General features: G+C 59.8%; 13 protein-coding genes and 1 riboswitch. Of the genes, 7 read left to right on the forward strand and 6 right to left on the reverse strand.

Annotated elements, in window-relative coordinates:
• A complete protein-coding gene (locus IH944_05685) occupies window positions 1-915 on the forward strand; it encodes a hypothetical protein (protein MCH7904044.1) in 915 nt (304 codons plus the stop codon).
• Window positions 916-1386: 471 nt separating this feature from the next.
• On the opposite strand, the gene IH944_05690 is transcribed toward IH944_05685, so the two are convergent.
• From IH944_05690 to IH944_05700, 3 genes are read right to left on the reverse strand one after another with little or no spacing between them, the layout of a single operon-like run.
• Window positions 1387-2757, reverse strand: a complete 1371-nt coding sequence (locus tag IH944_05690) for an NAD(P)(+) transhydrogenase (Re/Si-specific) subunit beta (protein MCH7904045.1) — start codon at window positions 2755-2757, stop codon at window positions 1387-1389.
• Window positions 2754-3053 carry an NAD(P) transhydrogenase subunit alpha gene (locus IH944_05695; GenBank protein ID MCH7904046.1) on the reverse strand — a complete coding sequence of 100 codons (300 nt, stop codon included), beginning with the start codon at window positions 3051-3053 and terminating at the stop codon, window positions 2754-2756. Before IH944_05695 ends, IH944_05690 begins: the two co-directional genes overlap by 4 nt.
• Window positions 3046-4173, reverse strand: a complete 1128-nt coding sequence (locus IH944_05700; protein ID MCH7904047.1) for an NAD(P) transhydrogenase subunit alpha — start codon at window positions 4171-4173, stop codon at window positions 3046-3048. The genes IH944_05695 and IH944_05700 overlap by 8 nt, the downstream gene beginning before the upstream one ends.
• A 210-nt stretch (window positions 4174-4383) precedes the next feature.
• Between IH944_05700 and IH944_05705 the strand changes: the two genes are divergently transcribed.
• The 4 genes from IH944_05705 (at window position 4384) to IH944_05720 (ending at window position 8478) form a co-directional block, all read left to right on the forward strand.
• Window positions 4384-5526 (forward strand): M20/M25/M40 family metallo-hydrolase, encoded by a 1143-nt coding sequence (locus IH944_05705; GenBank protein ID MCH7904048.1) that lies wholly within the window; start codon window positions 4384-4386, stop codon window positions 5524-5526.
• Window positions 5527-5598: 72 nt separating this feature from the next.
• A complete protein-coding gene (gatB, locus tag IH944_05710) occupies window positions 5599-7074 on the forward strand; it encodes an Asp-tRNA(Asn)/Glu-tRNA(Gln) amidotransferase subunit GatB (GenBank protein ID MCH7904049.1) in 1476 nt (491 codons plus the stop codon).
• A 13-nt stretch (window positions 7075-7087) separates the two neighbouring features.
• Complete coding sequence (locus IH944_05715) at window positions 7088-7666, forward strand: hypothetical protein (protein ID MCH7904050.1); 579 nt, start codon at window positions 7088-7090, stop codon at window positions 7664-7666.
• 404 nt (window positions 7667-8070) lie between these two features.
• A complete protein-coding gene (locus IH944_05720) occupies window positions 8071-8478 on the forward strand; it encodes a DUF167 domain-containing protein (protein ID MCH7904051.1) in 408 nt (135 codons plus the stop codon).
• Between the two features lies 1 nt (window position 8479).
• On the opposite strand, the gene IH944_05725 is transcribed toward IH944_05720, so the two are convergent.
• Together IH944_05725 and IH944_05730 are read right to left on the reverse strand one after the other, a co-directional pair.
• Entirely contained in the window at window positions 8480-9244 is a 765-nt protein-coding gene (locus IH944_05725; protein ID MCH7904052.1) for a prepilin-type N-terminal cleavage/methylation domain-containing protein, read from the reverse strand.
• Window positions 9245-9329: 85 nt separating this feature from the next.
• A riboswitch (cobalamin riboswitch) is annotated at window positions 9330-9469 on the reverse strand.
• A 59-nt stretch (window positions 9470-9528) separates the two neighbouring features.
• Complete coding sequence (locus IH944_05730; protein ID MCH7904053.1) at window positions 9529-9999, reverse strand: ferritin; 471 nt, start codon at window positions 9997-9999, stop codon at window positions 9529-9531.
• 81 nt (window positions 10000-10080) lie between these two features.
• Here IH944_05730 and IH944_05735 point away from each other — a divergent pair, with 81 nt between their 5' ends.
• Window positions 10081-10476, forward strand: coding sequence for a VOC family protein (locus tag IH944_05735; GenBank protein ID MCH7904054.1), 396 nt, complete (start codon window positions 10081-10083; stop codon window positions 10474-10476).
• Window positions 10477-10908: 432 nt separating this feature from the next.
• Here the strand turns inward: IH944_05735 and IH944_05740 are convergent, their stop codons facing one another.
• Entirely contained in the window at window positions 10909-11970 is a 1062-nt protein-coding gene (locus IH944_05740) for a M42 family metallopeptidase (GenBank protein MCH7904055.1), read from the reverse strand.
• Between the two features lie 201 nt (window positions 11971-12171).
• Between IH944_05740 and IH944_05745 the strand changes: the two genes are divergently transcribed.
• Window positions 12172-12981, forward strand: a complete 810-nt coding sequence (locus tag IH944_05745) for a hypothetical protein (protein MCH7904056.1) — start codon at window positions 12172-12174, stop codon at window positions 12979-12981.
• The last annotated feature ends 39 nt before the right edge of the window (window positions 12982-13020 follow it).

Genomic DNA, 13020 nt, shown 5'->3' on the forward strand with positions numbered 1-13020 from the left:
ATGTGGCAACGGTTTACAGAAAGAGCGCGCAAGGTCGTCTTCTTCGCACAAGAGGAGGCGCAGAAGTTTGGGGAGGGGTACGTCTCGACCGAGCACATACTGTTGGGTCTTGTGACAGAGGACGACAGCACGGCCGCGCGGGTGCTAGAACGGCTCGGGGTCAAGCGCGGTCGAATCCGCACCGAAATTGAAAAGCAGCTGCCAGACGGCGACTCGATACTCCCGCAGGATATGTCGCTCACGCCGCGAGCAAAGAGGGTTATCGACTTAGCCTATGACGAGGCTCGCAAACTCAAGAACAACTACATCGGAACGGAGCACCTTCTGCTCGGCCTGATTCGCGAGGGCGACGGGCTGGCCAGTCTGGTGCTGAACAAACTGGGGGTGGAATTGGAGCGAGCGCGAGACGCGGTCAGGGAGCTTCAGGACGATGGCGCACCCACCCGAGACGAAGGCGATGAGAGCGATGTATACGGCAGTACCATGCTGGCACAGCAGAAGCTGGCCAACGCTGAAAAAGAGGCCGAAATGTTCGGGCTCCACGGGCTGGTCTATCCGATCCACCTTCTGTGGGCTCTCGTTTCTAGTCCTGCGTGCGCTGCCTGCAGCGTTCTCACGGACCTGGGCGTCAAGCCGGCGGACCTCTTGGTGAAAGTCGTCAAGCAGCTGTCGAGGCGCGAGGCGACAAGCATGGGTGCGACACGGTCTGAGGCATTGGAAGAGGTCTTGGAATCGGCGTCTGGGTTCGCAGCACAGCTCGACTGCCACGCCATTGCGACCGAGCACTTCTTGATAGCGCTCGTCGGCTGCGGCGACAAGAAGGTCGAGCAGCTTCTCGTTGACGAACACGGCCTCACAGTCGATAGTGTAATCGAGGCCGTGAAGAGTTTCTACGCTTCGGACGCGTCCGGCTAAATCGGGCGGCGCGGGCGAGCGAGCCTGCATCGCGTGTGGATCTGTTGTTAGTTCATCTCGCGCACTTATCCTGCGGTCAACTTTGGACTGAGAGTCCAAAGGCCGGGATGCAGACTAAGAGTCCGCGCTCCGTTGGTGGTTTTGATTTGTGCGCGCGGCTCGCGGGGACGCTCTCCCTCCCGAATTTCCGAACCCGGCAGCGATGCGCCTGGAGGGTGGCCCTCCTGCGACACCGCGCCGGAGACTCACGGGCTATCGCGCCGTTCGTCTTTGAGGAGCCCGGTGCGAGGTGCAGGGTCTAGGGCCAAGGCCGAACAAATCAGAACGAATCCGAATACGCGTCGTCAAGGCGACGCGATGAAAAGCGCGGTCTCCTGAGCCTGACGAAGGACCGCGCACTCCCAAACCCGAACAAATCCGAACACAGTTTGCAGTTTGCAGTTCCCCGAACCCCCGAACCTCCGAACCGCCCTAAATCTCCTTGATCGCGCTGATCAGCGCGGCTGCCATCTTTTGGCCGTCGCCGTACAGCATGCGCGTGTTGTCGGCCAGGAACAGCGCGTTCTCGATGCCCGAGAACCCGGCGCCCTTTCCACGCTTGATCACGATCGCGTTCTTTGCCTTGTCGGCGTTTAGGATCGGCATTCCGTAGATCGGGCTGGAAGGATCGGTGCGCGCAACCGGGTTGACCACGTCGTTCGCACCGATTACGAGCGCGACGTCCGCGCTATCGAACTCCGCGTTGATCTCGCTCTCGTCATAGATCAGGTCGTACGGCACGCCAGCCTCGGCGAGCAGCACGTTCATGTGTCCGGGCATGCGCCCAGCGACCGGCTGAATCGCGAACTTGACGGTCACTCCGCGCTCGATCAGCACTTGGCACAGCTCCCAGACCTTGTGCTGCGCCTGCGCGACGGCCATTCCGTAGCCGGGGATGATGATGACCTTGTTAGCGAACGCCATCATAATGCCGGCGTCGCTCGCCTCGATCGGTTTCAGGCTGCCCTGAACTTCGCCGCCTTCGAGCACTGGAGCGTCGCCAAACTGCGAGAACAGCACGTTGCCCAGCGAGCGGTTCATTGCCTTCGCCATCAGTTGCGTGAGCAGCGTGCCCGCCGCTCCGACGACGGTGCCTGCGATGATCATCGCCGCGTTGTTCAGCACGAACCCCTCGAACGCGACGGCGAGCCCCGTCAGTGCGTTGAACAGCGAGATCACGACCGGCATATCGCCACCGCCGATCGGGACGGTCATCGAGATACCGATCACAAGTGCGACGATGAAGAAGATGGTCACCGTGCCCGGAGGCACCGGACCGGTCGCGATTGCCGCACCGAGACCGAGCACGATGATCAGCAGCACGGCGTTGATCACGTTGATCGGGCGGAACCTCAGCGAGCCGCGGATGAGCCCTTGCAGCTTTGCGAACGCGATGAGGCTGCCGGTGAACGAGATCGCTCCGATCAAGCCCCCGAGCACGGCGAGGCTAGCAATGTCGACGTCGAGTCTTTCGTCTTTGAATAGCTCGACGGCCGCTATCGCGCCCGCTGCGCCGCCGCCCATTCCGTTGTAGAGCGCGATCATCTGCGGCATGTCGGTCATCGCGACTCTCTTGCCGGTGATCAGAGCTGCTCCACCTCCGACGGCGATCGCGACAAGGATCAATCCGAAGTTGGCCATGCCCGGCGTCAGGAACGACACCAGCGTCGCGACGATCATGCCGACGCCCGCCCAGACCATTCCGCCGCGAGCCGTGACCGGCGAGCTCATGCGCTTGAGCCCGACGATGAAGAGGATCGCTGCGACGAAGTAGCACGCCTGGATCAGCGGGTCGAGATTCACTCGCTCTCCTTCTTGCTGGGCTTGAACATCTCCAACATCCTCGCCGTCACGACGTAGCCGCCGACCGCATTGCCGGCCGCCAGGGCGACCGCGATGAAGCCGATCACTTGTCCGAGCGTGGACGTCGCACTCCCCAGCACGACCATCGCGCCCACGAGAACGATTCCGTGGATGAAGTTCGAGCCGGACATCAGCGGCGTGTGCAGGATGACGGGCACTCGGGCTATCACTTCATAGCCTGCGAACGCTGCGAGCATGAAGATGTATAGAGCGATGAATCCGGTAATTTCAAGCATTTTCTGCCGCCTTGCGCGTCTGTTCGTGCTTGATCTCGCCGTCGTGCGTCAGGACTGCGCCCGCGAACACCTCGTCCTCCCAGTCGATCTTGAGGCCGTCTTCTGTGATCGCTGGCTGTAGGAAGTTGAACAGGTTGCGCGAGTACATGTCACTTGCGTGTCGCGGTATTAGAGAAGCGATGTTCAAGGGCGCTAGAATTGTTACGTTGCCGTGTTTGACTGTTTCGCCCGGGCAGGTCAGCTCGCAGTTTCCGCCGCTTTCGCACGCGAGGTCGACGATGACCGCGCCGGGCTTCATCCGCTCGACAGCGCTCTTGCTGATGATGCGGGGTGCAGTGCGCCCAGGCACCGCTGCCGTCGTGATCACGATGTCGGCCTTTGCGATGTGGTCTTCCAGCACTTTCTGCTGTTGTGCGCGCTCCTCGTCGGTCAGCTCGCGCGCGTATCCGCCTTCGCCCTCTGCGACGACGCCGGTGTCGACGAACTTCGCTCCGAGCGACTCGATCTGCTCTTTCGTCTCACTTCGCACGTCGAACGCCTCGACCATTGCGCCGAGCCTGCGCGCCGTGGCGATGGCTTGCAGGCCGGCGACGCCTGCGCCGATGATGAGCGCTTGCGCAGGGCGGATCGTGCCAGCGGCGGTGGTCAGCATCGGCAGGAACTTATCGAGCGCGTTGGCTGCTAGCAGCACCGCCTTGTAGCCCGCGACAGAGGCTTGCGACGACAGCACGTCCATCGACTGCGCACGCGAAATGCGAGGGATCAGCTCCATCGCAAAGCTTGTTATCTTTCGGTCCTTCAGCGCGCGGACTGCCTCGATCTGTTTGTGCGGCTGCATGAGCCCGACGACGATCACGCCGGACTTGAGCGCCGCGATTTCGTCGAGGGTCGTCGGCTGGACCTTGAGTAGAACGTCGGCCTGCCTCAGCACGCTCGCAGCATCGGCTTCGAACCGAGCGCCTTCGTAGTCTGAATCCGGTATTCCGGCATCGAGGCCCGCCCCTTTCTCTATGACGACCGATGCTCCGGCGGCCATGAATTTGCCGAGAACCTCTGGAACAATCGCCACTCGCGCTTCTCCCTGCGCGGTCTCTTTGACGATGCAAATCGTTAGCTGCATATGGCTGCTGTCACGGGCAAGGCTGCCGATCGTTTGAGAAGCGGTCGTTGCCTAGAATTAGCTCTTAGAGTCACCGATTTGACTATACCTCTGGCCGCCCGGTGGCCTCGGGCACAAGCCGGTCGAATTCGACCGACGCCTGGCTGACTTCCAAAAGTGTGTGGCGCTTCATATCTGAGGGTGTCGCGCGTGAACCGGCTACACTAGGACATGATCGTAGCCCTTGCATTATCGTTACTGGCCGGAACGCAATCCGACCTTGTCAGCCAAATATCCTCGGAGCGACTCGTTGCTACTATCGAGCGCCTCACCTCGTTCAACACTCGAAACACGAACAGCGACGGGCTGACCGAGGCGTGTGAATGGGCGGCCTCCGAGCTTGGCAAGCTGCCCCGCATGCAGGTTGAGCTGATGACGTATCGTGCCACCGGGCGACGGATGGTCGAAGAGAAGGACGTCGTTCAGGTGGTGGCAGTTCTGCCCGGACGAACGGACCGGCGCATACTCGTCGGAGGGCACATCGACTCGCTCGATCGCGCCGTTGATCCGGTGACTGGCCGCGCGCCAGGCGCTGACGACGACGCGAGCGGTGTAGCCGTTGCGATGGAGCTGGCAAGAGTGATGTCGATGCGGACTTGGGAGAACACCCTCGTCTTTGTCTGCTTCAGCGGGGAAGAGCAGGGCCTGCTGGGATCGACTGCTCTGGCTGCGCGCGCGAAAGAGGAGGAGTGGAACCTCGAAGCAGTGTTCAACAACGACATCGTCGGATCTAGCAGCAATATCGCGGGCTACAGCAACACGCGGGAGATTCGCGTATTTAGCGACGAGAGCACAGACCACGAGAGTCGGGAGCTTGCGCGGTTCACCGAGTGGACTGTGCGCCGCGAGCTCGATGACTTCCGCGTAAAGCTGGTGTTCCGTCTTGACAGGTTTGGTCGCGGCGGCGACCACCGGTCGTTCAACCTTCAAGGGTTCAACGGCATCCGGTTCTGCGAAGTGCACGAGGAGTTCACGCGCCAGCACACTGGCCAGGACAAGCTGGAGTTCATCGACCCGCAGTACCTCCGCAACGCGGCACGCGCGAACTTCGTGGCGATGGCTGCGCTGGCCGATGCCAAGCCCGCACCCGCGCGAGTGAGGGTCAATCGGCGGCAAGGGCACGACACCCGCCTGCAGTGGCAGGCACAGGATGGCGTCGAGTACGTCGTCTACTGGCGGGACTCGGCGAGCCCGGTGTGGCAGGGCACGTTTGAAGTCGGCGCGGTGAGCGAGTACACCGTCTTCGGCATCAACAAGGACGACCACACGTTCGCCGTGGGCTCTGTCGGCGGACTTCCGGTCGTCGCACGATAGGACCTATATGACTTATAGGACGTGTTCTCGGGGCTGCTTAAGCAGGGCCCGAGCCCGGTAGAATCTACACCGATGCTCAACTACTTGCCCTCAGTAGGAATGGAGGTTCACGCCGAGCTTCTCACGAAGAGCAAGATGTTCTGTCGGTGCCCGGTCGCGTTCGGCGGCGAACCGAACACGAGGGTGTGTCCGGTGTGTCTCGGTATGCCCGGCTCTCTTCCGGTGCCGAATCGGGTTGCGATCGAGATGGTGCTGCGAACGGCGCTGGCCATGAACTGCACGATCGCGATGGACAGCGTGTTCCATCGCAAGAACTACTTTTATCCGGATCTGCCGAAGGGGTATCAGGTCAGCCAGTACGGCGAGACGAACCCGATCGGCTACGACGGATCGATCGAGGTGCCGCACGGCAGCAACGCGACGAGAACCGTCCGTATTCGCCGCGTTCATTTGGAGGAAGATACCGGCAAGCTGATGCACCTGCCAGACGGTCGAGCGGGCATAGACTTCAACCGTGCAGGTGTGCCGCTGATGGAGGTCGTCACAGAGTTCCCACCGGATATCAGCAGCTCTGATGAAGCGCGGGCCTACCTCGTGCAGCTCAGAAAGGTACTGCTGTATCTAGGCGTGTGCGACGGCAAGATGGAGCAGGGAAGCTTGCGGTGCGAGCCGAACATCTCGATCCGACCGGAGGGCAGCGACGAGTACGGAACCAAGACGGAGCTTAAGAACCTCAATTCGTTTCGAGCCGTGCACCTGGGTGTAGATTACGAAGTTATGCGGCAAACAGGAGTGCTTGAGGCCGGTGGGACGGTTGCCCAAGAGACTCGCGGATGGAACGAGCAGAAGGAGGAAAGCTTTCTAATGCGCGTCAAAGAGGTCGAACAGGAGTACCGCTACTTCCCCTGCCCAGACTTAGTTCCGATGAGCTTCTCTGAAGATCAGGTCGAAAGTTTGCGCCGAGAGCTGCCAGAGCTGCCGCTCAGCAAGTCGCAGAGGTTTGTGAACGAGTTCAAGCTCGACGCGGACGATGCGGGACGGTTGACGGCAAGCTTGGAGCTCGGTCGATTCTTCGACGCGGCGGTTGAGGCGGGCGGCGATCCGAAACCGGTGTGCAACTGGATGCTCTCGGATTTCTCAAGGCTGTTGAACGAGTCCGGGCAGGTTGCGCGTTTAGACGGCGCGGACCCCGACGGCAGGGAAGTGAGCAAGGTTCGACCGACTCATCTCGTTGAACTGACGAGCTTGATCGCGGACGGAACGATCAGCGGGAAGATCGGCAAGGAGGTGTTCGAAGAGGTGTTCGCCACCGGCAGCGGACCTGCGGCGATCGTGGCAGAAAAGGGCCTAAAACAGATAACCGACGACTCGTTTATCGAGAAATTGGCGAAGGATGTAATCGAAGCCCACCCGGATCAGGTCACAATGTACAGGAACGGAAAGACCGGGATACTGGGGTTTTTGGTCGGCCAGGCAATGAAGAAATCGCAGGGAAAGGCCAACCCCCAGAAGGTGCAGGAACAGTTGCGGAGGATTTTAGATTCGTGATCGGAGGTATGCAATGAGATTCGTGATACGGTGTCTGTCGATCGCTGGCCTGTCGGTGGCAGCCATCTACGTACCGGCGCAAGCTGGCGACGAAACAAATCGGATCGACGTCATCATGAGCTACGTCGAGGGCCGCGCAGCGGACGAGGCAGACGCCGCGTTCAACCGTGGCGACTTTCCGCAAGCCACGCAAGTTCTCCGATTCCGCAATCGAGTGTTGCCAAATTACGAACTGGTTGCGACCGAACTTTTCTGGATGTTGCTGAGCGTACAGTATTACGACGAGATGCTCGCTACCGGCAAGCGATTGCGCCTCGAAAACCCCACCAATCCCGACGCCGGATTGCCTGAAGCTGAGTTCTTTTGGCAGAGGAAGCTGTACGCTCGAATTCCGCCGATCCTAGAGCCGATGCTCACTGTTGGCAAGACCCCCCACGCGAACACGTTTAGGGTGTTGGCGCACGCGTACTCTAAGCTGGGGTTTCACGCTGACTCGGTGCGCGTCTGGAAGAAGTACCTCGAAATTGCCCCCGACGACGCAGCAGCAAAGCGGAATCTCAGCCGGGCAAGAGATAAGGTTCGCGGCAAGTAGGAGCCAGCTTATTTGTCGGTTCAGCATCGATGCCGGCCCACTTGGACATAATCTGTGGAATACATGTAGTGCCATGGAAGGTTTGACGCCTCTCGAATTGGAGCGGGTTAGTTTCCCGCTTGCTAGAAAAGGGTACGAAACAAACGCTGTCGACGTGATGCTGAAGAGCGCGGCGGCGCAGTTGCAAGAGCTTCTCAAATCCGCGAAAGAGACCGAGCAGCGGCACGCTGCTGAGCTGCAGGAGCTTGAGTCTTTTCGCCTGCGCGAAAAAACCTTGGTGGACGCGCTCCTGCTTGCGCAGAAGACGGCGGATGAAACGCGCGCAGTCGCGCATAAAGAGGCTGAGCTGATCGTCGAGGTTGCGAGACAACGGGCCGACGAGATCAAGCGCAAGGTGGCATCGGATGTCGAGACTGCGAGGGAAGAGCTGCAACAGCTGTTGCTACGACGCAGAAACTTCGAGTCACGGTTCAAGTCGCTTCTCGACGAATACGCGGGATCGCTGGAGAACTCTCAGAATCTCCAACTGGAGTCGGAGCAGGCGGACGCTGCATAGCGACCTTCGTGTGCGTGTGACGACGAAGGCGAAAGAGAACTCGCTCCGCTTGGACGGCGAGATCGTGCGGGTTTACACGACATCGCCGCCCGTCGACGGCTCTGCCAACAAGTCAGTCGTCCAGATTGTCGCCAAGGCGCTCAAGGTGCCTAAGTCAGCGGTCGCGATCAAGCGCGGTCTGAAATCCCGCGACAAGTTGCTCCACATTGCCAACTTGGATCCAGCGGAACTCAAGCAACGACTGAAGGGCCTTTAGGTCATTCTAGATCGAACAGCTCATCGGTCGTGAAGTCGCCGTCCTCGTCGATGTCACCTAGGTTCTCTCTAATGAAGTCTTCGGCAAAGAAACCGTAGCCGAACGTTCCCGTTCGGAATCGCGGCTTGAATACCTTCGTATGTCCGTCGGCCCACAGCACGATTCCGAGCGCGGAATGTCTGCCTTGGAAACCAGGGTAGTCCGCAGACGGCGGATCGAGAAACGTGTTGCCTTCGAGTCTCGGCGGGTCGAACTCCCAGTTGTTGATCCGCGCCGAGGTCGCGAAGACCACGGTCTCGGAGGGCTGCCCGATCTGGGTCTCGGCCACAGGAATCGGCGTCTCCTCCCACGTCGGAGGCGTGAAGATGCTCGGGCTGAGGTAGCTGTAGTTATAACCGTAGCCGGTCAATCCAAGCACAGTTCGCAGCTTGCTCGGAAACGTCGGATCAGATTTGATCTCGTCGCTGCGCGTGTAGGGGTAGAGCAGCCCTTCCTCGGGGCGCAGCTCGGTGCCGTCGTACGAACCCCACCAGTAGTAGATCCGATCAGACCCCTGCGTATACGTGCGCATGACGGTGCCGTCGTAGTCGGTGTTGTACATCGTCCACGCCATCCCAAGCTGGCGCAGATTGCTCATGCTTTGTATCTTTCTCGCGGCGCCCTTTGCGTTTGCGAAGACAGGGAAGAGTATGGCGGCCAGGATCGCTATGATGGCGATGACGACCAGGAGTTCGATGAGCGTGAACGCTCGTTTGCTTTTATTCATCGTAACCTCGATATTCGAGGTCATCGACGAGAAGATTGGAGGTTGCAGGCGGTTCCTGCTGACGCTCCACCTATGCTCGTAGGTGACCATTCGCTGTCGCTGGAGCGGGTTTTCGGACTTGGGCCAGGTTTGGCCATCACCGTTGCGGCACAGTGCCGGAATCTCACCGGACTTCCCCCGTCGCAGCCGCGCAGTTTGTGCGCGACCGCCAGCGGCATGCAGATTATAGAACGTTGTTGAGCGCCGTTTCGCCGCTATCTTTTCGGATTTTCCACCGGCGCGGCTTACCCAGCGTCGTCGGCGTGCGGGTCGCCGAGCAGCGGCTCGGCCTGGAACGGGTTGAGGCCGCTCTCGAGGATCTTGACGTATCGATCCATCGTGTTCTCCTCTTCGACCTGCTCGTTCAGGAACCACTGCAGGAACTGGCCGCTGACGTGATCGCCTTCTGCGGTGGCAACTTGCGCCATCGCTTGGAACTGTTCGGTCACCCTGCGCTCCCACTTCAGCGCCTTCTGACAGGCGTCCAGCGGTGATGCGATGTCGCTCGGCTTTGCTACGGGGATCGCCGGCATCGTAAATCGCACGTCAACTTCAACAAGGAAATGGATGATCTTCATCGCGTGCACCCGTTCCTCGTCCGACTGGCGGTAGAACTCCGCGGCCCAACCGTCAAGTCCAAGCTCGCCGAAGAACACTGCGGTGGCCAGGTATTCGTGCGACGCACCAAGCTCGTGGCCAACCTGTTCGTGCAACATCTTGGCAACCTTTTCACAGATCATCATGACTTTATTGTACCTTTTGTCTCGGCCATCGTCGGGTCTGGTAGATTCGTCCTCATGAGCGCGCAGAGCACACCTGAGATCCGACAGCTCATAACGTTTCTGACGACGGACAGACCGGAAGAGACGCACCGATTCTATGAGGAGGTTCTTGGATTAGACCTCGCGCTGGCGAAGGCGCATTGCAGGATTTATCGTATGTCTCCTGGCGCGTTTGTCGCTATTTGCTCCAGCGACAAGCCGATGCCGGAGGCGCGGCGGGTTACGATCTCGATCCAGACCGGCGACGTCGATGGCTGGTACGAGCGGATCCAGTCGCACGGGTTGAAGACCGACGGCGGACCCCGCTGGAGCGAGGCGTACGGCATCTACCACTTTTTCACCTGGGACCCGAGTGGCTACAGCGTCGAGTTCCAGGAGTTCCGGATCGACGATTGGGATCATGAGGGGTAGTTCGTTTGCGCACGTTTGGGAGTGCGGCGATTCATCGCCGCTTTCGTAGCGACCAGCTGTAACCTCAGGGCGAACTATTACATCCCTCAACACTCGCAGTGTTGAGGGTTCAAACATTCACCCATACGTGCAAGCATAACCCTCCACACTGCGAGTGTGGAGGGATGGAAGGAAAGGACTTCTCCTGTTGAACCCCTCACCTAACCTCTCCCACAAGGGGAGAGGGACTAGCTGGCGACCGACGATAGCTAGTCCCGAAATGCTCCCCCCTCGACCCTATTCGGCACTCATCACTCTGCACTCGGCACTCTGCGCTCCGCACTCAACTATGGTGCTACGCCCCAGCGGGGAGAGCCGTCCCCTCAACCGCGCTCCTTCGATCCGCTCAGGATGACGGTTGAGGGGACTAGTCGCACGACTCTGCACTCTGCACTACCGCGCGTACCCATACTTCCCATTGTGCGCGTCGGCAATGTACTTCGAGATTAGGTCGACCGACGCCTTCAGGTCCTTCTTGTGGATCGTCTCGTTGACCGTGTGTACGTACCGCGTTGGAATGGACAGGGTGAACGAAGGGATGCCGCCGTGCTGGCGCTGCACGCCGCCCGCGTCTGTTCCGCCCATCGGCAAGACCTCGATCTGGAAAGGAATCTTGTGTTTCTCTGCCAAGGAGACGAAGTGGTCGAACAGCTTCGGGTGGCAGATCAGCGACGAGTCCATGAACTTGATCGCGGTGCCGTGTCCGAGGCGCGTGATCGCCATGTCTTCGGGGATGCCCGGGATGTCGTTGGCGAGCGTAATATCGATCGCAACGCAAATGTCTGGCGCGATGCCGGACCCCGCCGCCGTCGCGCCGCGAAGGCCGATCTCCTCCTGCACTGTCGCTACGGCGTACACGTCGACCGAATGCGCCTTTACCTTTTTCATCGCCTCGATCATCACGTAAAGGGCGCACCGGTCGTCCATCGCCTTGCACGTGTAGAGGTCGCCCATCTGCTGGAACGTGCGGTTCATCGTCACCATGTCGCCGAGCTTCACCTTCCGCTTTGCCTGCGCCGCCGAGAGGCCGACGTCAACGAAGTAGTCGTTCGTCGTCAGCGCCTTGTTCGCCTCTGCGGGAGTCAGGAGGTGCTTCGGTTTCACACCGGGCATCAGCACCCCGTTCAACGCACCGCCGGCGGTGTGCACGAACACCCGCTGCGCCGCCATCATGCGCGGGTCCCAGCCGCCGAGCGTATGAATCCGCAGGAATCCTTTGTCGGAGATGTAGCGCACGACGAAGCCGATCTCGTCCATGTGCGCGGCGATCATCAGCTTCTTCGCGCCGCCCTTCGGCGGTTTTGTCGCGCGCTTTAGGCAGATCATGCTGCCGAGGTAGTCGACGCTGATCTCGCAAATCCCGTCGAGCTCTTCGCGCACGATCTCGCGTATCGCGCTCTCTTGTCCGGGCACACCGTGCGCTTCGGTCAGTCGTTGCAAAAGTTCGACGCTCATGGCTGGCGGTTTTACCCTGTGTTGGTGCTTTGGGAGATACAGTGCGCTGGCGATGGCGCAGGCAAGTACATCGAGAGCAGCGAACGGCGCGATAGCCCGTGAGCACCCGCGCGGCTCGCGAGGACGCTCGCCCTCCCGGTACTCTCTGCCTTACGAGTGCGGTGCTCGGGCGCACTTTCCATCGCGGTACAATAATCTGCCATGAGCGTCACTACCTTTCTTCGTGATAAGGAGGTCGTAGCACGATTCAAGGAATTCGTTACAGTTCCCAGAGTGCCGGACGCTTCCATTCTTGTGCCCTCAACGCTTGACAAAAGCCAAGCCTCGCTGACCGGCACTGCGTTCGACTACTTGATGCGGTACACCGTCAAACGCCTGTATCCGACGACAGCGGTTGATCGACGCTGGGAGGCGGAAGGAGCGCTGCATTATCTAAATGACAAGGACGCGAGGAAAGCTAAGGCGACAATTGATGAGGCATTGATCGAATTCCGACAGTACTCGAATGGAGCAGGCCTCACGCCTCGCCTCTGCGAACTTAGCGTCCTGCTCGGGAGACTAGACGTCGTGTTTCGAACCGGTAGGTACACGGAACTCGTCGGTAAATCCGATCCGGTGATCGTAAAGGAATTACTGGCGCTTGCCGAGGTGATCGACCTTCGTCAGTTCAAGGGCTTCGAACGGGTGTACCTTAATCCGACGTTTGGCATGGCGTCCAATCTAATTGAAGGTGCGGACGCGGATATTATTCTGGACGACCTTCTTGTAGAGGTGAAGACGACGAAGAGGGCTGGTATCCAGGCAACGGAAATTTACCAATTATTGTGCTACGTTTTGCTTTGCGAAATCGGAGGACTCGGCAATGCCGCCTGCGACCATCGGCTGAGCAGAATCGGGATTTACCGATCCAGGCACGCGTGTCTTACGACTTGGCCGGTCGAAGACGTTGTAGACATGACGCAGTACGACGCTTTCCTTGAATGGTTCAAGAAAGCGATAGGCGCAAACTAAGGTTGCGGGGTGCCTGGCGCTTCAGTCAGTCGTTGCAGG

This window comes from Armatimonadota bacterium, from assembly GCA_022563855.1.
GTDB lineage: Bacteria > Armatimonadota > Fimbriimonadia > Fimbriimonadales > Fimbriimonadaceae > JADFMN01.

Excerpts from the sequence above, each read along its gene's own strand:
- IH944_05685 (MCH7904044.1), top strand. The coding sequence starts at position 1 with ATGTGGCAACGGTTTACAGAAAGAGCGCGCAAGGTCGTCTTCTTCGCA.
- IH944_05695 (MCH7904046.1), bottom strand. The coding sequence starts at position 3,053 with ATGCTTGAAATTACCGGATTCATCGCTCTATACATCTTCATGCTCGCA.
- IH944_05700 (MCH7904047.1), bottom strand. The coding sequence starts at position 4,173 with ATGCAGCTAACGATTTGCATCGTCAAAGAGACCGCGCAGGGAGAAGCG.
- IH944_05705 (MCH7904048.1), top strand. The coding sequence starts at position 4,384 with ATGATCGTAGCCCTTGCATTATCGTTACTGGCCGGAACGCAATCCGAC.
- gatB (MCH7904049.1), top strand. The coding sequence starts at position 5,599 with ATGCTCAACTACTTGCCCTCAGTAGGAATGGAGGTTCACGCCGAGCTT.
- IH944_05715 (MCH7904050.1), top strand. The coding sequence starts at position 7,088 with ATGAGATTCGTGATACGGTGTCTGTCGATCGCTGGCCTGTCGGTGGCA.
- IH944_05720 (MCH7904051.1), top strand. The coding sequence starts at position 8,071 with ATGTCGAGACTGCGAGGGAAGAGCTGCAACAGCTGTTGCTACGACGCA.
- IH944_05725 (MCH7904052.1), bottom strand. The coding sequence starts at position 9,244 with ATGAATAAAAGCAAACGAGCGTTCACGCTCATCGAACTCCTGGTCGTC.
- IH944_05730 (MCH7904053.1), bottom strand. The coding sequence starts at position 9,999 with ATGTTGCACGAACAGGTTGGCCACGAGCTTGGTGCGTCGCACGAATAC.
- IH944_05735 (MCH7904054.1), top strand. The coding sequence starts at position 10,081 with ATGAGCGCGCAGAGCACACCTGAGATCCGACAGCTCATAACGTTTCTG.
- IH944_05740 (MCH7904055.1), bottom strand. The coding sequence starts at position 11,970 with ATGAGCGTCGAACTTTTGCAACGACTGACCGAAGCGCACGGTGTGCCC.
- IH944_05745 (MCH7904056.1), top strand. The coding sequence starts at position 12,172 with ATGAGCGTCACTACCTTTCTTCGTGATAAGGAGGTCGTAGCACGATTC.